At 67.5% G+C, this 19,387-nt stretch carries 19 protein-coding genes; 2 read left to right on the top strand and 17 right to left on the bottom strand.

Features of this window, described 5'->3' with window-relative positions; translation table 11 throughout:
* From QNO10_RS04745 to QNO10_RS04665, 17 genes are all read right to left on the bottom strand, one after another.
* Window positions 1-1,800: a proline--tRNA ligase gene (locus QNO10_RS04745; protein WP_229950218.1), complete on the bottom strand. Its 1,800-nt coding sequence runs from the start codon at window positions 1,798-1,800 to the stop codon at window positions 1-3.
* 172 nt (window positions 1,801-1,972) lie between these two features.
* Window positions 1,973-2,857, bottom strand: coding sequence for a GNAT family N-acetyltransferase (locus tag QNO10_RS04740; RefSeq protein WP_331460343.1), 885 nt, complete (start codon window positions 2,855-2,857; stop codon window positions 1,973-1,975).
* Window positions 2,832-3,998, bottom strand: coding sequence for a flavodoxin-dependent (E)-4-hydroxy-3-methylbut-2-enyl-diphosphate synthase (ispG, locus tag QNO10_RS04735; protein WP_229950043.1), 1,167 nt, complete (start codon window positions 3,996-3,998; stop codon window positions 2,832-2,834). Before ispG ends, QNO10_RS04740 begins: the two co-directional genes overlap by 26 nt.
* Window positions 3,999-4,135: 137 nt before the next feature.
* The gene (locus QNO10_RS04730; RefSeq protein ID WP_229950041.1) at window positions 4,136-4,426 is read right to left on the bottom strand and encodes a YciI family protein; all 291 of its coding nucleotides are present in this window, start codon (window positions 4,424-4,426) and stop codon (window positions 4,136-4,138) included.
* A gap of 48 nt (window positions 4,427-4,474) precedes the next feature.
* Window positions 4,475-4,831 carry a hypothetical protein gene (locus QNO10_RS04725; protein ID WP_229950035.1) on the bottom strand — a complete coding sequence of 119 codons (357 nt, stop codon included), beginning with the start codon at window positions 4,829-4,831 and terminating at the stop codon, window positions 4,475-4,477.
* Window positions 4,832-5,470 (bottom strand): MarR family transcriptional regulator, encoded by a 639-nt coding sequence (locus QNO10_RS04720; protein WP_229950033.1) that lies wholly within the window; start codon window positions 5,468-5,470, stop codon window positions 4,832-4,834.
* A 540-nt stretch (window positions 5,471-6,010) separates the two neighbouring features.
* Window positions 6,011-6,478 carry a hypothetical protein gene (locus tag QNO10_RS04715; protein ID WP_229950031.1) on the bottom strand — a complete coding sequence of 156 codons (468 nt, stop codon included), beginning with the start codon at window positions 6,476-6,478 and terminating at the stop codon, window positions 6,011-6,013.
* Window positions 6,479-6,855: 377 nt separating this feature from the next.
* Window positions 6,856-8,199 (bottom strand): M50 family metallopeptidase, encoded by a 1,344-nt coding sequence (locus QNO10_RS04710; RefSeq protein WP_229950029.1) that lies wholly within the window; start codon window positions 8,197-8,199, stop codon window positions 6,856-6,858.
* A 37-nt stretch (window positions 8,200-8,236) separates the two neighbouring features.
* Window positions 8,237-9,481, bottom strand: a complete 1,245-nt coding sequence (gene dxr, locus QNO10_RS04705; RefSeq protein ID WP_229950027.1) for a 1-deoxy-D-xylulose-5-phosphate reductoisomerase — start codon at window positions 9,479-9,481, stop codon at window positions 8,237-8,239.
* A 69-nt stretch (window positions 9,482-9,550) separates the two neighbouring features.
* Window positions 9,551-10,228, bottom strand: a complete 678-nt coding sequence (locus QNO10_RS04700; RefSeq protein ID WP_229950025.1) for an NAD(P)H-binding protein — start codon at window positions 10,226-10,228, stop codon at window positions 9,551-9,553.
* A 31-nt stretch (window positions 10,229-10,259) separates the two neighbouring features.
* Window positions 10,260-11,072, bottom strand: coding sequence for an HpcH/HpaI aldolase/citrate lyase family protein (locus tag QNO10_RS04695; protein ID WP_229950023.1), 813 nt, complete (start codon window positions 11,070-11,072; stop codon window positions 10,260-10,262).
* A gap of 45 nt (window positions 11,073-11,117) precedes the next feature.
* Window positions 11,118-11,624: a MaoC family dehydratase gene (locus tag QNO10_RS04690; protein ID WP_229950213.1), complete on the bottom strand. Its 507-nt coding sequence runs from the start codon at window positions 11,622-11,624 to the stop codon at window positions 11,118-11,120.
* A gap of 31 nt (window positions 11,625-11,655) precedes the next feature.
* Window positions 11,656-12,297, bottom strand: coding sequence for a CoA transferase subunit B (locus QNO10_RS04685; RefSeq protein WP_229950022.1), 642 nt, complete (start codon window positions 12,295-12,297; stop codon window positions 11,656-11,658).
* Window position 12,298: 1 nt separating this feature from the next.
* Window positions 12,299-13,084, bottom strand: a complete 786-nt coding sequence (locus QNO10_RS04680) for a CoA transferase subunit A (protein ID WP_229950021.1) — start codon at window positions 13,082-13,084, stop codon at window positions 12,299-12,301.
* Window positions 13,085-13,128: 44 nt separating this feature from the next.
* Window positions 13,129-14,292: an acyl-CoA dehydrogenase family protein gene (locus tag QNO10_RS04675; protein ID WP_229950019.1), complete on the bottom strand. Its 1,164-nt coding sequence runs from the start codon at window positions 14,290-14,292 to the stop codon at window positions 13,129-13,131.
* Window positions 14,279-16,465, bottom strand: a complete 2,187-nt coding sequence (locus tag QNO10_RS04670; protein ID WP_229950016.1) for an acetyl/propionyl/methylcrotonyl-CoA carboxylase subunit alpha — start codon at window positions 16,463-16,465, stop codon at window positions 14,279-14,281. The genes QNO10_RS04675 and QNO10_RS04670 overlap by 14 nt, the downstream gene beginning before the upstream one ends.
* Window positions 16,466-16,471: 6 nt before the next feature.
* Entirely contained in the window at window positions 16,472-18,076 is a 1,605-nt protein-coding gene (locus QNO10_RS04665) for a carboxyl transferase domain-containing protein (protein ID WP_229950014.1), read from the bottom strand.
* Window positions 18,077-18,218: 142 nt separating this feature from the next.
* On the opposite strand from QNO10_RS04665, the gene QNO10_RS04660 reads away from it, so the two are divergent.
* Together QNO10_RS04660 and QNO10_RS04655 are read left to right on the top strand one after the other, a co-directional pair.
* A complete protein-coding gene (locus QNO10_RS04660) occupies window positions 18,219-18,848 on the top strand; it encodes a TetR/AcrR family transcriptional regulator (RefSeq protein WP_229950013.1) in 630 nt (209 codons plus the stop codon).
* Window positions 18,849-18,913: 65 nt separating this feature from the next.
* Complete coding sequence (locus tag QNO10_RS04655) at window positions 18,914-19,381, top strand: GNAT family N-acetyltransferase (protein ID WP_229950012.1); 468 nt, start codon at window positions 18,914-18,916, stop codon at window positions 19,379-19,381.
* Window positions 19,382-19,387: the final 6 nt, after the last annotated feature.

Genomic DNA, 19,387 nt, shown 5'->3' with positions numbered 1-19,387 from the left:
TTACTGCGCGGCGGCGCGGCGCACGTACTCCACCGCTTCGGCGACGGGAACGTTCTCGGCGTTCCCGGTGGCGCGGTCCTTGATTTCCACAACGCCGTCGGCCAGGCCGCGCCCGACCACCAGGATGGTCGGAACGCCGATGAGCTCGGCGTCGCCGAACTTCACGCCCGGGGACACCTTGGGCCGGTCGTCATAGATGACTTCCAGTCCCGCAGCCTCGAGCTCTTCGGCGAGCTTCGCAGCCGCCTCGAAGATTTCCTCGCCGCGGCCCGTTGCAACCACGTGCACGTCGGCCGGGGCGACCGCGCGGGGCCAGGTCAGGCCCTTGTCGTCATGGTGGGACTCGGCCAGGGCTGCCACCGCACGGGTCACGCCGACGCCGTAGGACCCCATGGTCACGGTGGCCAGCTTGCCGTTGCGGTCCAGGACCTTCAGGCCCAGGGCGTCGGCGTACTTGCGGCCGAGCTGGAAAATGTGGCCCATTTCAATGCCGCGGGCAGCTTCGAGCGGACCGGAGCCGTCCGGTGCTTCGTCGCCCTCGCGCACCTCTACGGCCTCGATGGTGCCGTCCCAGGTGAAATCACGGCCGGCAACGAGTCCGATGACGTGTTTGCCGGGCTCGTTGGCGCCGGTGATCCAGCTGGTGCCGCTGACGACGCGGGGGTCCACGAGGTACAGCAGGCCGGTGGCGGACTCGGTGCCCAGCACGGGCTCGGCCGGGTCCAGGCCCGGGCCGATGTAGCCCTTGACCAGGCCCGGGTGCTTCTTGAGGTCCTCATCCGTGGCGGCGTCGACGGCCAGCTCGCCGCCCATACCCACATGGGAGCTAATGTTGGCTTCGATGCGCTTGAGGTCCACGGCGCGGTCCCCCGGCACGCCGACCACGACGATCCGGCGTTCGCCGGTGGGCAGGGTGACGGCCAGGACCACGTTCTTCAGTGTGTCCGCGGCCGACCACTCGCCGGACTCCCGCGGGAAGCGGGCGTTGACGTCATTCACCAGCGTCTCGATGGTGGGGGTGTCCGGGGTGTCCACCACACGGGCGGCCGGGGCGCCGGAGTAATCGATGTCGGCCGGAACCACGGTGGTGACGGCTTCGACGTTGGCCGCGTAGCCGCCGGCGGAGCGCACGTAGGTGTCCTCGCCAACCGCCATCGGGTGCAGGAACTCTTCGCTCTTGGAGCCGCCCATGGCTCCGGAGACGGCCGAGACGACGACGATCTCCAGGCCCAGGCGCTCGAAGATCCGCAGGTAGGCTTCACGGTGCGCCTGGTAGCTGGCGTCCAGGCCTTCGTCATCCATGTCGAAGGAGTAGGAATCCTTCATGATGAATTCGCGGCCGCGGAGCAGCCCGGCGCGCGGCCGTGCCTCGTCGCGGTACTTGGTCTGGATCTGGAACAGGGAGACCGGAAGGTCCTTGTAGGAGTTGTAGAGGTCCTTGACCAGGAGGGTGAACATTTCCTCGTGGGTCGGTGCCAGCAGGTAGTCCGCACCCTTGCGGTCCTGCAGGCGGAACAGGTTCTCGCCGTATTCCGTCCAGCGGTTGGAGGTCTCGTAGGGCTCGCGCGGCAGCAGTGCGGGGAAATGCACTTCCTGCGCGCCGATGGCTTCCATCTCCTCACGGATGATGGTCTCCACCTTCCCCAGCACCCGCAGGCCCAGCGGCAGCCAGGAGTAGATGCCCGGCGCGGCGCGGCGGATATAGCCGGCGCGGACCAGGAGCCGGTGGCTGGCGACGTCGGCGTCGGCCGGGTCTTCGCGCAGGGTGCGCAGGAAAAGGGTGGAAAGTCGAAGGACCACGCTGGGAATCCGTTTCTGCAGCCACGCGGCTGCATCCGTCAAGAATGTATGCCCTACTAATCTAGCGCGTGCGCCCGCCGATGCCGGACAGGCGTAGGACGACGGCGGGGCCGGGCCGGTCCCTGCGCGGCCGGTCCGTGCACTGCTCCGGGCCGGGTGGACAGCCGCCGGGCTAGAACAGGATGGTGGCGAAGGTGCCCACCTGCTCGAAGCCGACGGCGTCGTAGGTGGCGCGGGCTGCCGAGTTGTAGGCGTTCACGTACAGGCTCACTACCGGGGCGACGTCCAGTGCAGCGCCGACGACGGCGGACATGTAGGCGGCACTCAGCCCCTGTCCGCGGTATTCGGGGTTCATCCAGACACCCTGGACCTGGGCGGCCTGGCTGGAGACCGTGCCGAGTTCGGCCTTGAAGACCACCCGCCCGGCGGCGTCGAAGTCCACCAGTGACTGGCGGCGTTCGATCAGTCCCTTCACCCGCTGCCGGTAGTGCCGGTCCCCGTTGGCCACCGGTGAGTAGCCCACTTCTTCCTCGAACATGGCAGTGCAGGCGGGCAGCAGGACGTCGAGCTCGTTTGGGTGTGCGGGACGCAGTCCCGGTGCGGGGGCCACCTGCGACGGGGCCGCCATCTGCAGCAGGGGCTGCTCGGGCCGGACGTCGAAGGGCTGCGGGGAGCCGGACCGGAGCTCGGACCAAAGGGAGAGCACGGCGTCGGCGGGGCCGAAAATCGAGGAGAACCGGTTCCGTGACCGGGCCAGATACTGCCCGACCTCCGGGCCGGTGTCTGCGTCAAGACCGATGGGCACCACATTCACTCCGGCCCAGCAGGCGCCAACCAGCGTGCCGCCGTCGAACACTCCCACCACGCGTCCGCCCGAGGAGGTGGGTGCGGCCGTGCGCGCCGATTCCAGATGGGAGAGCATAAAGATGTTCGCCACCGGGTCGGCCGCGGCCAGGTCCCAGAGCGCAACGGTGTCCTCGTCGCGCAGGATCCGCAGCGCCGCACCGGAGGCGGCGCTGCGGATATCAGGCTTAGCTGACGGTAACCATGGGGCCACCCGTCCCAGCATCCTCGCCATCGGGTTCTCCCATATCTTCTGCGATCCTCATCGCTTCTTCGATGAGTGTTTCAACGATCTGGTCCTCAGGGACGGTCTTGATGACTTCGCCCTTGACAAAGATCTGGCCCTTGCCGTTACCGGAGGCTACACCCAGGTCCGCCTCGCGTGCTTCACCGGGTCCGTTTACTACGCAGCCCATGACGGCAACGCGCAGCGGGATGGTCATGCCTTCGAGGCCTGCGGTGACCTGCTCGGCCAGGGTGTAGACGTCCACCTGGGCACGGCCGCAGGACGGGCAGGAGACAATTTCGAGCTTGCGCGGGCGCAGGTTCAGCGACTGCAGGATCTGGTTGCCCACCTTGATCTCCTCCACGGGAGGAGCGGAGAGGGAAACCCGGATGGTGTCGCCGATGCCCTTGGACAGCAGGGCGCCGAAGGCGGTGGCGGACTTGATGGTGCCCTGGAACGCGGGGCCGGCTTCAGTCACGCCCAGGTGCAGCGGCCAGTCGCCGCGTTCGGCCAGCAGTTCGTAGGCGCGCACCATCACCACGGGGTCGTTGTGCTTTACCGAGATCTTGAAGTCGTGGAAGTCGTGTTCCTCGAAGAGGGATGCTTCCCAGACGGCGGATTCGACCAGTGCTTCGGGGGTTGCCTTGCCGTACTTGGCCAGCAGGCGCGGGTCCAGGGAACCGGCGTTAACGCCGATGCGGATGGAGGTGCCGTGGTCCTTGGCGACCTGTGCGATTTCCTTGACCTGATCGTCGAACTTACGGATGTTGCCCGGGTTCACCCGGACCGCGGCGCAGCCGGCTTCGATGGCGGCGAAGACATACTTCGGCTGGAAGTGGATGTCGGCGATCACGGGGATCTGCGACTTCTTGGCAATGATCGGCAGCGCGGCGGCGTCGTCGGCACTGGGGCAGGCCACACGGACAATGTCGCAGCCCGACGCCGTCAGCTCGGCGATCTGCTGCAGGGTCGCATTGATGTCAGTGGTGGGCGTCGTCGTCATGGACTGGACGCTGATCGGGGAATCGGATCCGACACCGACCGAGCCCACCTTGATCTGGCGGGTCTTGCGCCGCGGCGCGAGGGTGGGTGGCGGTGCTGCTGGCATTCCAAGGTTGACCGAGGTCAAAACGTCCTCCATGTGCCGAAACGGCAGGTATTAGGCTGTGAAACGCGCGCATGAAACGCGCCCTTCCTATTATCACCCCGGCCCGGGCAGAGACTGCCGGGGCCGGGCCAATATCACTCTGGGCTTAGAACGTATGGTTACGCGAGGTCGGAGAACGCTCCGAGGGCCGGCTTCCAGGCTGTGGTCTTCATGCCGGAGATAGCGCCGACGACGGCGAACGGGTCCTGCTTCAGCAGAGCCAGCAGACCGGTTTCATCCTCTGCGACGAACAGGAGCAGAGCCCCCGCGCCGTCTACGAATGCGCCTGCCGAAAGGACGTGCCCCTCATCCACGAGCTGCTGCAGCCACTGGCGGTGTGCAGGACGGTGCTGGTCGCGGAGATCGGCCGAATCGGCGTCGTAGACATACTCAACTGCGAAAATACTCATGTCCCCAAGCCTACGGGATGCCCGGACTATGGCCGGTCGGCCGGCGGTTTAGAGCAGGTACAGACGGATGGGAACGGCGACCGCTACAGCCCAGAGCATGGACGCCAGGGTGCCGATAATGAACCGTTCGGCGGCTGCCGGTGTTTCCTTGAGCTCGGCATAGCGGCCCAGGCCTTTCACCGCCACGACGTAGGCGATGGCCACCGGTTCATCGGCGAGGACGGCGGCCGCCACCGCCAGGCGTTCCAGCACCCCGATGGCCAGGCCGCCGCGCAGGATGGCGTTGGGTTCGGGCGCCGGGCGCGGTTGCTCGACGGCGCGGGCCAGGCGGAGGACGCCGTAGGTCACGGGCCAGCCGAGGAACCCTGCGGCCAGCAGCCCGGTCACGACCCAGACAATCGTCATTTATCCGTCCTTCGTTGAGCTGTTTGCCGGGCTGGTGGCCGGGCTGTTGGCCAGGGCATCCGCGCGCTCCAGCAACACCGCCGCCGCCGGCCGGGCAGCCCATTCCTCCTGCCAGCCGGCCCGCCGGGCCGCTTTGCTCACGGCTTGGGAACTGATGCCGAGCTTACGGGCGGCGGCCGTCTGGGCACCCCATTTGCCGGGTTCGACGTGTTGCAGGATCCGCCATTCGGCTGCTGTCCGTTCCGCGATCAGGCGTCCGAGCAGGATCAGCACCGCTTCGGCTTCGGGGGCGCCGGGTGATCCCTCCACGGCAACAGGAGGCCGGTCGCCGCTTTTCTTGGCCCGCTCCACTGCCTGCCGGGCCGCAACGAATGCAGGGCCTCCTGCTTCGCGGGGACTACCCGGCAGGGGTTCATGGACTGCGCCGACGCCGATACCCACGTACCAGTTCCCGTCCCGAAGGACTTGGAGCACGGCGTCGGTAACGGTTTCCGCGGAGGTACAGACCCCCTGGATTTCATCGCCCACCGACCGTTCGAAGGCCAGGAGCATGGGGAGGCCTGCGAGGGCGTCCAGCAGCTGCGGAACCTGATCTCCGCTGCCCTGGCTGTTGCGCTGATCTATGGTGAGGACGAACATGTTGCAACCGTAAACGTATGCAAACACGATTGCAACCCTTTATGGGTTCAATTCTATTTGCAACTGCGTACCCGGGCTTGGGCCGCAAGCGGGCAGGACTGGTGCGGCTGGCCTGGGATGCCTATGCCGTGGGCACGCCCTGTCGGGCCACGCTGGTGAAGCTGGCATACCCGGGGCTTGGGCCGCAAGCGGGCAGGGCTGGTGGAGGTCGCGTACCCGGGGTTGGGCCGCAAGCGGGCAGGGCTGGTGGAGGTCGCGTACCTGGGGCTTGGGCCGCAAGCGGGCAGGGCTGGCGCGGCTGCTGTGGCTGATGCGGCGGTGTGTCCCAGCCAGACAGCATCCCAGCCAGGGTGGTGCACAGCGTCCCAGCCGGTGGTGCTGGTGAAACCAATGTGGTCCCACCAGTGCCCTCCAGCCCCAATCCGTGGGACCCTCTGCTGTTCAGCGGCCCGGGACGCGGGCCAGCATGAGATCGAGCTGGGACGGGATGCGGCGGGACTGGGATTTGGGGGATCTTGGGTCCGGCTGAACACCCGAGCCCTATGCCGTGGGCACGCCCTGTCGGGCCAGGCTGGACAGGAGCCGTTCCGGTTCGCGGCAGGACACCAGCACGGCGATCGGACCGCATTCGATCCGAATCGATGGTCCGCCCACCAGGTAGCCGGTGGCCCCGGGAAGGATCCGGAGCCCCATGCCCTCGCGCAGCCCCGTCACCGGTCCTGCTGAGACCCCTCTGATCTCCCGGTAGGGAATCTCCGTGGCAAACACTGCCGCCACCCGGATCTGCACGCTTCCAGGTCCCACCCCGACGCGGGCCGTCATCATGACGACTGCACTGAACGCCAAGGCCATCAGCAGGCCAACTACGAACGGTGCCGGTCCTGCTCCCAGAGTGGCCAGAACGGTCCCACCGGTGGCTGCGAAGCCCAGCAGGCCCACGATCAGCCGGTACCGCACCGGCATGACGGTACGGAAGGTGGTTGTTTCGGCTTCTCCCCCGGGAATCATGCCTGCCAGTCTGCCATGCCGGCTTTTGAAGGGTGCGGCTCCCCTCCGACTCCCGCACCCCGAATCCCTCCGGTGTGGGAAAAACCGTACGGTTTGGGAAAAAGCGTTCGCTGCGCAGTGCAGGGATTTCCCAAACCGGTCGATTCTTCCCAGTTCGGCCCCATTCCGTGCAGGTGCCCGTGTTTAGCGGGCATCCTGGGGACAGTGGCCGCTCAGGCGCCCGGGTACCGCCATTCCCGCGCCGGAGCCGCTGGACCCGTGCAGGCGCCCGGGTTAGGCGGCTTTAATATCCCGGCGAGCTCTGCGAGCAAGGGATTTCGTTGCCGCCGTTCCGGGCGCCGGAACGGGGCCCCCGGCCGGCGAAGAACACAGGAAACCTAGTTGAACAGGCTGACCGGCTTCACGATGTCCGCGTAGATCAGCAGCGCACCCATCCCCATCAGCAGCACCGCCACGGCATACGTCAGCGGGAGCAGTTTCGCCATGTCGAAGGGCCCCGGGTCCGGACGGTGGAACAGCTTTGCCACGCCGCGGCGCAGCCCCTCCCACAGGGCGCCGGCCACGTGTCCGCCGTCCAGGGGCAGCAGGGGAATCAGGTTGAAGACAAACAGTGCCAGGTTCACGCTGGCGACCAGCCCGATAAGCGTCGCCACGCGGGACTCGACCGGGATGACTTCCTGGGACGAAATTTCCCCGGCAATGCGGCCCACGCCCACCACGCTCATGGGACCGTTCGGGTCGCGCGGCTCGGAGGAGAACGCCGCCTGCGCCACGTCCACCACCCGCTGGGGAAGGTTGACCACGACCCCGGCAATGTTCGCCAGGTTCTCCCCCACGGTGGGCAGGACGGCTCCGGCCGGCTGGCTCACCAGTTCCTGTTCGGCGCCGACGCCGATGAATCCCACTTCCTGCGTGAGGTAGTTGCCGTCGTCGTCGGTCTTGGCCGCGCCGTCGTCGTCCAACACCGGACGTTCGGTGAGCAGCGGCGTGATGGTGGTCTGCGCCTCGACGCCGTCCCGTTCGTAGGTGAGCGGAACGGTCTGTCCGGCCGCCTCACGGATCCAGCCCGTCAGCTCTTCCCAGGACGTAACGTCCCGGCCGTCGAACTTGGTGATGGTGTCCCCGGGCAGCAGGCCCGCTTCGTATGCGGGAGCGGCCGGATCAGCCTCCGTGCAGTCGGTCTGGCCGGTGGCTGCCTGCTGCTCGGCGGTGATGACGCACTTGTTGACCTCGGACAGTGTGGTGGTGGTCTGCGCGGTGCCGAAGCCCATCAGCAGGACGGCGAAAAGCACGACGCCGATCAGCAGGTTCATAAACGGCCCGCCAAGCATAATGATGATCCGCTTGTAGACCGGAAGCTTGTAGAAGACCCGGTTCTCGTCGCCCTCGACCAGGCGGTCCGTCTCGGCCTGCCGGGCTTCGGTGGCGAGCTGCTGGAACATGCCGGTGCTGGAGCGCCGCACCTCGCCGTCGTGCTCCTTGTTAGGCGGGAACATCCCGACCATGGACACGTAGCCGCCCAGGGGCAGCGCCTTGAACCCGTATTCGGTTTCCCCCCGGGTCCGGGAGAAGACGGTGGGGCCGAAACCGATCATGTACTGGGTGACCCGGACCTTGAAGGCCTTGGCCGGCAGCAGGTGGCCCACTTCGTGCAGGGCGATGGAGGCAGCAATGCCCACCGCCACGAACAGCACGCCAAGGATGAATAGCAGAATGGTCAACGGGTTTCCTTCAGTTCAACTGCGGCTGCGGGGTTTGTCATCTTCCACAACGCTTCCGCGCAGCGGCACGTGCCCAGGCCTCCGCGGCCAGCAGCGATTCCAGCGTGAGCGGCCCCGAGTCCGGGGCTTCCTCAAGTACGGCCGCGATCGTATCAACGATGTCTGTGAATCCGATCAACCCGTCGTGGAAGGCGTCCACGGCTTCCTCGTTGGCCGCGTTGTAGACCGCCATGTTCGTGCCTCCGGCGGCCGCCGCCCGCTTGGCGAGGGCCACGGCGGGGAAGGCTTCCTCGTCCAGCGGTTCAAAAGTCCACTCGGTGGCCTGTGTCCAGTCGCAGGCCTGCGCGGCGCCCGGCACGCGGTGCGGCCAGCCCATCCCCAGGGCGATGGGCAGGCGCATGTCCGGCGGCGAGACCTGGGCAATCGTGGAGCCGTCCACGAACTGCACCATGGAATGCACCATGGACTGCGGATGGACGACGACGTCGATCCGGTCCAGCGGGATGTCGAAGAGCAGATGTGCCTCGATGACTTCGAGCGCCTTGTTGACCATGCTGGCCGAGTTGGTGGTGATCACCCGGCCCATGTTCCAGGTCGGGTGGGCCAGTGCCTGCTCGGGCGTGACATCGGCCAGCTCGGAGCGCTTCCGTCCACGGAACGGGCCGCCGGAAGCCGTGACCACCAGGCGGTCCACTTCGGCATGGGTTCCGGAGCGCAGCGCCTGTGCCAGCGCGGAATGCTCCGAATCCACGGGAACGAGCTGCCCGGGGGCAGCGGCACGCTTCACCAGCTCCCCGCCGACGATCAGGGATTCCTTGTTCGCCAGGGCCAGCAGGTGTCCGGCAGCCAAGGCAGCCAGCGTGGGTTCGAGTCCAATCGACCCGGTAATGCCGTTGAGAACCACGTCGGCTTCGGTCCACCCCGCAATAGCGGTCGCTGCCGACTTTCCAACAAACAGCTCCGGGGCGTATCCGGTGATCCCCGCTGCGGCTGCAGCGTCAGAGATGTGCCGGTGCAGGGTGGGCAGGTCGACGGCGGCGCAGCCGACCGCTTCGGCCAGCGTGTGGACGGCCTGCTGGGCCAGGAGCTCCAGGTTGGATCCGCCGGCGGCCAGTGCCACGATGCGGAACCGTTCCGGGGCGCCGTCGGCCACGTCGATGGCCTGCGTTCCGATCGACCCGGTGGAACCGAGCAGGACCACGCGGCGGGGCAGGTGGTCCGAGCCCGGTCGGCGGGAACGGACGTAGTCGGAGTCGGAGGAGATCGATTCGGGAGGCTGCATGCCTCCAGTATCCCGCAGCCGGGCTCGCTTCGGCATTGCCGGGGAAACCGTGCGGCAGGGAACGGCAGCCTAGCCCGCGGTCTGCAGGGCCTGGACGGCCTCGGCAACGGGAGTGTCCCCGGAGATCACGCCCAGTGCCTGATGCACACCGTTGCCGGTCCTGAGCAGCTCGGCCAGGACGGCGGCGACGTCGGCGCGTGGGATGGGCCCGCGGTCCACTGCCGGAGCCAGCTCCACCAGCCCCGACGGGGCGTCGTTGGTCAGGATGCCCGGGCGGAGAATGGTCCAGTCCAGCTGGCTGCGGGCCATCAGGTCCTCTTCGGCGGCCAGTTTGGCTAGGAGGTAGGCGTACATGACCTCATCCAGTCCTTCGGGACGGGAGCCTCCGCGCACGGCGTCCAAGCCACCCGAGGAGACCTGCAGGAAGCGTCCGGCGCCGGCCTGCTCGGCGGCGTCGGCCAGCAGTACGGCAGCGGCCCGGTCCACGGTGTCCTTGCGGGCCGCCCCGCTGCCCGGCCCGGCACCGGCGGCGAACACAGCTGCATCGGCGCCGGTGAGGACCTGGACGACGTCCTCGAGGGTACTGTTTTCCAGGTCCAGCACCACGGGGGCGACGCCGTCCGCCTCCAGGTCCGCGGCGTGCTCGGGGTTGCGGATCAGGCCGGCAACATCGTTGCCATCGGCCGCCAGCAGGCGGCCCAGTTCGCGTGCGATTCTTCCGTGGGCTCCCGCTATGACTATGCGCATGAGGACAGCGTAGCGGCCGTCACCGGCAGTTTCAGCCCTGTGCCCGGCGCAGCGTCTGCTCGGCCTGCTTCAGCAGCGGCCCGTCGATCATCTGTCCGCGGAAGTTAAACACTCCCCCGTGGTTGCGGGCCTCGGCCAGCACCTGTTCGGCGTACGTGACGTCGGCGGGGTCCGGGGCGTAGGCAGCACGGACGGCAGCGACCTGGTCTGGATGGATGCAGGCCTTCGCCGCGAAACCAGAGGCGACGGCGTCGCGCGCTTCCTCCTCCAGCCCCTCGATATCGGGGATGTTGCCGTAGATCGAGTCAATGGCGCCCTTGCCGAAGGCACCGGCGGCCAGCAGCACCGTGGACCGGGCGTGCATGGCAACGCTGCGGTAGCTGCCGTCCTGGTGGCGGCTGGATTCCCCGCCCAGCGAGGCAAGCAGGTCCTCGGCGCCCCACATCAGTGCTGCGACATTTCCGGTGGAGGCAATGTCCGCGGCCCGGACCACACCGAGTGCTGTTTCAAGCAGTGCGACGACGGTGAAGCCTGCGAGCGCCCGGGCGACGGCGGGTCCGTCCTCCGTCTTGGCCAGCATCACGGTGCGGTACGGGGTCTGGTACAGGGCGGCGAGGTCCCGCTCGAAGTCTTCGGTCCCGAGGGGGTTGACCCGGACGATGGTGCTTTCGGGGTCCAGGTCCGCGGCGATGAGGTTCTTCCGGGCAGCTTCCTTGTCCCGCGGAGCCACGGCATCTTCGAGGTCCAGGATGACCGCGTCTGCCCGCTCGGCAGCCTTGCCGAAGCGTTCCGGCCGGTCCCCCGGGCAGAAAAGCAGCGCTGGTCCCATGGGGAAGGTGGTCATGGTGAGACTCCTCGGTGTTTCCGGTTGTACTGACGGATATCCAACCTATCGCGTGCCTGCACCTGCCTCCTGCGCTTCGTATCCCTCGGCCGTCCACATCAGGGCGGTCCGGGTGCACCTCCCCACCACGTCTCCGTTCTGGTTCCGGCCGGTGTGGGCAAGCGTCACAATCCCTTGGCCTGGCCGGGAGGATGAGAGCCGCTTATCCACCACTTCGGTTTCGGTGTAGAGGGTGTCCCCATGGAAGAGCGGATGCGGGAAGCTGATCTCCCCCAGCCCCAGCTGCGCCACCAGGGTGCCCTGGGTCAGCTGCCCCACCGACTGGCCGACCATGGTGGCCAGCGTAAACATGGAGTTCACCAGCCGCTGGCCAAAGGGCTGCTGCCCGCTGTAGGCGGCATCCAGGTGCAGTCCCTGGGTGTTCATGGTCAGGGTGGTGAACAGGACGTTGTCCGCCTCGGTGACGGTACGGCCGGGCCGGTGCCGGTACAGGGTTCCCGGTTCGAACTCCTCGTACCAGAGGCCGCGCTGCTCAACGACCCGGGGCGCCATCGCCACTTCCTCGGTGCCGGCGTCGGGCTCCTCATACGTCAAGGGACACCTCCAGCGGCGCACCGGTGCCCGCAACCACGTCCTCGACGCTGACGCCGGGGGCGGTCTCGCGCAGCACCAGCCCCTCGGGCCCCACCTCGATCACGGCCAGGTCGGTGACGATCAGGTCCACGCATCCCTTTCCGGTCAGCGGCAGGGAACATTCGCGCACGATCTTGGGCTGGCCCGTCCGGTCGAGATGTTCCATCATCACGATCACCCGCTTGGCACCGAACACCAGGTCCATGGCCCCACCCATGCCCTTGACCATCTTCCCGGGCACCATCCAGTTGGCCAGGTCGCCGTTCGCCGCCACTTCCATGGCGCCCAGAACGGCAACATCCACATGCCCGCCGCGCACCATGCCGAACGACGCACCGGAGTCGAAGAAGGAGGCACCACTGTTCACGGTGACGGTTTCCTTACCGGCATTGATCAGGTCCGGATCCAGCTGCTCTTCGGTGGGATACGGCCCGACGCCGAGGATGCCGTTTTCGGAGTGCAGCACCACTTCCACCCCCTCGGGGATGTAGTTGGGAATCAGGGTGGGCATGCCGATGCCCAGGTTCACGTATTGGCCGTCGTGCAGTTCCCGGGCGACCCGGGCGGCCAGTTCCTGGCGGGTCAGTGCCATCTCAGCCCTCCTTGCTTCCGTTGGTGCCGTCGTCGGCGGCGGCCGTGACCGTCCGCTTTTCAATGCGCTTCTCGCCGGCGGGGGCCAGGACTACCCGCTGCACGAAGATTCCCGGAACGTGGATGTGTTCGGGGTCCAGCTCCCCGGGTTCCACCAGTTCCTCGACCTCGGCAATGGTGATCCGCCCGGCCATGGCGCAGAGCGGGTTGAAGTTCATGGCGGCCGCGTGGAACACCAGGTTGCCGTGCCGGTCCCCCTTGGCTGCGTGGACCAGGGCGAAGTCCGGTGTCAGGGATTCCTCCAGCACGTAGTCCGCGCCGCCGAAGCTGCGGACCTCCTTCGGTGCTGAGGCCAGCGCCACGCCACCCTCGGCGTCGTACTTCTGCGGCAGGCCGCCGTCGGACACCTGGGTGCCCACTCCGGCAGGGGTATAGAACGCGGGGATGCCCGCGCCGCCGGCGCGCAGCTTCTCGGCGAGGGTGCCCTGCGGGGTGAGGACCACTTCCAGCTCCCCGGCCAGGAACTGGCGGGCGAATTCCTTGTTCTCGCCCACGTAGGAGCTCGTGGTGCGCCTGATCCGGTGGTCGGCGAGCAGCCGGCCCAGACCCCAGTCATCCACGCCGCAGTTGTTGCTCACGGTCTCCAGGCCGGTGGTGCCGGCGTTATGCAGCGCGTCGATCAGCGCCACCGGGATGCCGCAGAGACCGAAGCCGCCCACAGCCAGTGAAGCGCCGTCCGGGATGTCGGCGACGGCGGCGGCCGCATCGGGGTACACCTTGTTGATCATGGCTTTGTCCGTTCCTGCTCAGTGAGGTCCATGGCTGTCTCCTGTCACAGGCCCATACTGCGGGCAATCAGCATCAGCTGCACCTCAGTAGTGCCCTCGCCGATTTCGAGGATCTTGGAATCGCGGTAGTGGCGGGCCACGGGGAACTCGTTGATGAAGCCATAGCCGCCGAAGATCTGCGTGGCGTCACGGGCGTTGTCCATGGCTGCTTCCCCAGCCACCATCTTGGCGATGGCGGCCTGCGTCTTGAACGGGCGGCCGGCCAGCATGCGGGCGGCGGCGTCGTAATAAGCCAGCCGGGCGGTGTGCGCCCGGGCCTGCATGCGCGCAATCTTGAAGGAGATGGACTGATAGGTGCCGATGGCCGCTCCGAAGGCCTCGCGTTCCTTGGCGTAGCGCAGGGACTCGTCCACGCACCCCTGCGCGGCACCGGTGGCCAGGGCCGCGATGGCGATGCGGCCCTCGTCCAGGATCTGGAGGAAGTTCGCGAAGCCCCGGCCGCGGGCACCCAGCAGGTTGGCTTCGGGCACCCGGACGTCGGTGAGCGTCAGTGGATGCGTGTCGGAGGCATTCCACCCCACCTTGTTGTACGGTTTTTCGGCCGTGAAGCCCGGGGTTTCGGTAGGCACCAGGATGGTCGAGATCAGCTTCCGCACCGAACCGTCCGGTTCCGTGACGGTATCCGTGACGGCGGTGACCGTCACCAGGCGGGTGATGTCCGTGCCGGAGTTGGTGATGAACTCCTTGCTGCCGTTGATCACCCACTGCCCGTCCTCGAGCCGGGCGGTGGTCTTGGTGCCGCCGGCGTCGGAACCTGCCTCGCGTTCGGTGAGGCCGAACCCGGCGAGCGCTTCACCGCTGGCCAGCAGGGGCAGCCACTGCTGCTTCTGCTCTTCGTTGCCGAACCGGTAGATGGGCATGGCACCCAAGGACACCCCGGCTTCCAGGGTGATGGCCACGGACTGGTCCACACGGGCAATCTGCTCGAGTGCGAGCGCGAGGGCGAAGTAGTCCCCGCCCATTCCGCCGTACTCCTCCGGGAAGGGCAGCCCGAACAGTCCCATCTCCCCCATCTGGGAGATCACCTTGTACGGGAAGCTATGTTCCGCGTCGTGCTGGGCGGACACGGGGGCAATGACTTCGTCGGCGAAGTCGCGCACCGTATCGGAGAGATCCTGGTATTCCTCGCTGAGTTCAAAGTCGGGCATGGTCTGCTCCTTGCTCGGTGTGGGGCTCGGTGTGCGGGTCGGTGGGGACTGTGGTGCCGGATGCGGGCTCCGGTATGAGTGTTGCGAGGACCTGGTCGGCTTTCACCAGGTCTCCGGGTTTCAGGCTGAGATGGACAATGCCGTCCATCGGAGCCCGCAGCTGGTGTTCCATCTTCATGGCCTCCACACTGAGCAGCGGCGCTCCGGCCAGCACGCGGGTACCGTCCGCCACGGCTACGGCCACCACGGTTCCTGGCATCGGCGAGCGCACCACCGGGTCGGCTTCGCCCGCTTCCCGGCCGGCCGCCGCGGTGGAGCGGTCCAGCTGTTCCCGGCGGCTGCGCAGCCGCAGGCGCACGGTGAACAGTTCCCCGGCGCTCGCACCTGCCAGCCAGAAGGCACCGGTGTCCGGTTCGGTGGCAGCCGTGAAGGAATGCAGGACGCCGTCCAGGGTGAGGCGTACGCGTGCCTCTGACGCGGTCCCGGTTCCGCCCAGCAGGGCCGCCCTGTGCACGGTCCCACCGATCCGTACCGTCGCCTGTGCGGCAGTGCCGGTCACGCTCACGCTGACGTCGTCGCCGTCCGGTACGGGGGCGGCGAACACCAGATGCAGGGGCGCCCCGCCGGCATTTCCCTGCCCGTCCGGACCGCCGGCGCCGCTGCCGCCGATCCGCCAGCCGTCCGCCCGCCGCCAGGGCGACCCCGTGCCCGCACCCGCGCCTGCCACGGCCAAGCGCTGCAGATACAGCAGCGCGGCGGCGGCGAACTCGGGCAGCTGCGGGGACCGGAACTTCAGCCCGGGCAGCCGCCGTTCGATCAGGGTGGTGTCCAGCCGTCCGGCCCTCACATCGGGATCGGCCAGCAGCAGCCGGAGGTATTCCACGTTGGTTCCGATGCCCAGCACGGCCGTATCCGCGAGCGCGGTGTCCAGGCGGGTCAGCGCGGCGGCTCGGTCCGGACCCCAGGCAATGACCTTGGCCAGCATCGGGTCATAGCTCGAGGAGACGGCCAGCCCGGGCAGCAGCGAGGAGTCCACGCGGATGCCCTCGCCAACGGGCTCCCGCAGCCACTGCACGGACCCCGACGTCGGCAGGAAGTCCCGCTGCGGGTCCTCGGCGTAGATCCGGGCTTCCACCGCATGCCCGGTGAGGACCACGTCCTCCTGCTTGAGGGACAGCGGATGCCCAGCGGAAATCCGGACCTGCTCGGCGACCAGGTCCACTCCCGTGACCATTTCGGTGACCGGGTGTTCCACCTGGAGGCGGGTGTTCATCTCCATAAAGAAGAACTCGTCGGGAGCGGCGTCGGAGACCAGGAACTCCACGGTGCCGGCGCCGGTGTAGTCCACGGACCGGGCGGCGTTGCAGGCGGCCTCGCCGATGCGCTCCCGGGTGGCGGCGTCCAGCAGCACCGAAGGTGCCTCCTCGATGACCTTCTGGTGCCGGCGCTGCAGGGAGCACTCCCGCTCCCCCAGATGGATCACGTTCCCGTGCGTGTCCGCGAGGATCTGCACCTCGATATGCCGGGGTGAGGCAATCAGCCGCTCCAGGAACAGCGTGTCGTCGCCGAAGGCCGAGGCCGCGACCCGCCGGGCGGTCTGCAGTGCCGCCGGCAGGTCTTCGGGCGCCAGCACTGCCTGCATGCCTTTTCCGCCGCCGCCGGCCGACGGTTTGATCAGGAGGGGATAGCCGACGCCGGCCGCTGCCTCCCGCAGCCGGGCATCGTCCAGGCCCGGTTCCGCAATGCCCGGGACCACCGGCACCCCGTGGGCCTTCACATGGTTCTTGGCGGAGATCTTGTCCCCCATCAGCTCGAGCGAGCCTACGGGCGGGCCGATGAAGGTGATCCCGGCGTCCGCCAGGGCGGAGGCGAAATCGGCGTTTTCGCTCAGGAAGCCGTATCCGGGGTGTACCGCCTGCGCTCCGGTGCTGCGGCAGGCGGCCAGGACGGCGTCCACGGACAGGTAGCTCTGCCGCGCCGGCGCCGGGCCGAGCCGGACCGCGACGTCGGCCTCACGCACATGGCGGGCACCGGCGTCGTCGTCGCTGTAGACGGCCACCGAACGGATCCCCAGCGCCCGCAGGGTGCGGATCACGCGGCAGGCGATTTCACCGCGGTTCGCGACGAGGACAGTGTCGAAGAGCGGTGCGGCGTTATAGGGCTGCGGGGTCATAGTCGCTCACATCCGGAACAGGCCGAAGGAAGTCTCCGGCAGAGGCGCATTGGCGCAGACGTCCAGGGCCAGGCCCAGGACGGTGCGGGTATCGAGGGGGTCGATGATGCCGTCGTCCCAGAGCCGGGCCGTCGAGTAATACGGGTTGCCCTGGGTTTCATAGGTTTCGCGGATGGGAGCCCGGAACGCTTCCTCTTCCTCGGCGGACCATTCCCCGCCGCGGCCCTCAATCTGGTCCCGCTTGACGGTGGCCAGGACCGAGGAGGCCTGGGCGCCGCCCATCACGGAGATCCGGGCCGCCGGCCACATCCACAGGAAACGCGGCGAGTAGGCGCGTCCGCACATGGAGTAGTTGCCGGCCCCGAAGGATCCGCCCACCACCACCGTCAGCTTGGGAACCCTGCAGGTGGCGACGGCGGTGACCATCTTGGCGCCGTTCTTGGCGATGCCGCCGGCTTCATAGTCCCGGCCCACCATGAAGCCGGAGATGTTCTGGAGGAAGACCAGGGGGATGCCGCGCTGGTCGCACAGCTCAATGAAGTGGGCGCCCTTGAGTGCGGATTCGCTGAACAGCACCCCGTTGTTTGCCACGATGCCGATCCGGTGGCCGTGCAGCCGGGCGAATCCGGTCACCAGGGTGGTGCCGTACTCCTTCTTGAACTCGTGGAACTCGCTGGCGTCCACCAAGCGGGCAATCAGTTCGCGCACGTCGTACGGGGTCTGCAGATCGGTGGGCACGACGCCGTAGATTTCCTCCGGGTCATAGGCCGGCGGCCGGACCTCGGCCAGGTCCATCACGGGGTCCTGCCGGGGAAACGTCTCCACGATGCTGCGGACGATCTCCAGGGCGTGGGTGTCATTCTCGGCCAGGTGGTCGGTGACCCCGCTGATGCGTGAGTGGATGTCTCCGCCGCCCAGCTCCTCCGCGGTCACGATCTCGCCGATGGCAGCTTTGACCAGCGGCGGACCGCCCAGGAAGATGGTGCCCTGGTTGCGCACAATCACGGTTTCATCGCTCATCGCGGGAACGTAGGCACCGCCCGCGGTGCAGGAACCGAGGACGGCGGCGACCTGCGGAATTTTCGCGGCGGACATTTGTGCCTGGTTGAAGAAAATCCGGCCGAAATGCTCCCGGTCGGGAAACACCTCATCCTGGCGGGGCAGGAAAGCTCCACCGGAGTCAACGAGATAAATGCACGGCAGCCGGTTCTCCAAGGCAATTTCCTGGGCCCGCAGGTGCTTTTTGACGGTCATTGGATAGTAGGTGCCGCCCTTGACCGTGGCGTCATTGGACAGGACCATCACCTGGCGGCCCTGCACCAGTCCGATGCCGGCGATCAGGCCCGCTCCGGGGCACTCGCCGTCGTACATGTCGGTGGCGGCCAGCGGCGCGACCTCCAGGAAGGGGCTGCCCTCGTCCAGCAGCCGGGCAACGCGCTCCCGGGGCAGCAGTTTTCCCCGTGCCGTGTGCCGCTCGCGGGACAGCTCCGGTCCGCCGACGGCGGCCGCGGCCAGCCGCCCGCGCAGCTCTTGTGCCAGGGCCTGCTGCGCCGCGGTGTTTTCCATAAAGGACGCCGCAGCTGTGTCCAGCCCGGATTTCAGTGTCTCCATTGACATCTTTCTGCAACAGTGGCGAGGGATAACCGTGCACTAAGCTGGGTTAATAACCCCTAACCCAAGTCAGGTTATTGGTTAATAACTGAGGTGTCCACCACAATGGGGATAAATGCGCGATCCAATCAGGAGGGTGGGAATGGACGTAGCAAGTGACCAAGCAGCTAATGACGCGGTCCGGATAACGGGCCGCAGCCAGGCGAAAGCCTCACGGCGGGCAGCGATGCTCGACGCCGCCGCGGCTCTCTTTGCCGAGCGCGGCTACAACGGGGTCTCCATTGAGGAGCTCGGCGCCGCCGCAGGTGTCAGCGGACCGGCGGTGTACCGGCACTTCAGCGGCAAGCCCGCGGTGCTCTCCGCCCTGCTGATCGGAGTCAGCCAGGATCTGCTCGAGGGCGGGAAGGCGGTGGTCGCCGAATCAGCGACACCGGAAATCGCACTGCGCGGCCTGGTGGAATTCCAGGTCGACTTCGCCCTCCGACAGGCGGACGTGATCCGGGTCCAGGACCGGGATCTCGGCAGCCTGCCCGAAAACGATGAGCGGCGGGTCCGCTCGCTGCAGCGCCAGTATGTAGAGGTCTGGGTGGATGCCTTGTCCGCTCTGCATCCGGGCTCCGACCTTCCGCTGCTGCGCCGCCGGGCGCAGGGCATCTTCGGCCTGATCAATTCCACGTCCCATTCCGTCCACGGGAGCACAAGCGCCCGTGACACGGCAAAGCTGCGTTCGCTGCTCGATAGAATGGCGTGGGCGGCGTTGAACGCCCAGTAGCTGCAAGTCCTGCCGGCCCTTCCCGGCAGGTTGAACTCCACCCCCCCCGAGCAGAAAGACCTGCCGTGATTGAGCTTCGTGCCGTAGTTCCCGCCGACCTGGAGGAGTTCTTCTCCCACCAGCTGGACCCGAGTGCCAACCATATGGCTGCGTTCAGTGCCAAGAACCCGGCGGACCGCGGCGTTTTTGACCATCACTGGCAGAGCATCCTCAATGACCCGGCCATCACCGTGCGCACCATCGTGGCGGACGGCGAGGTGGTAGGCAGCATCCTCGCCTACCGGGATGGGGACATCCCCGAGATCAGCTACTGGATCGACAAGGAGCACTGGGGCCAGGGCCTGACCACCGCGGCGGTGGGGCTCTTCCTCGAAGAGTTCACCGAACGTCCCATCCGCGCACGCGCCGTTGCGGACAACGCCAGCTCCATCCGCATCCTGGAGAAATACGGCTTCACCGTCATCGGTGAAACGCAGGGCTTCGCGAATGCCCGCGGCGCCGTCGTGAAGGAACTCGAACTCGAGCTGAACTAGGCTCCC

It is taken from the genome of Arthrobacter sp. zg-Y919 (genome assembly GCF_030142045.1).
GTDB lineage: Bacteria > Actinomycetota > Actinomycetes > Actinomycetales > Micrococcaceae > Arthrobacter_B.
This window is presented reverse-complemented; position numbering and strand designations above follow the sequence as displayed.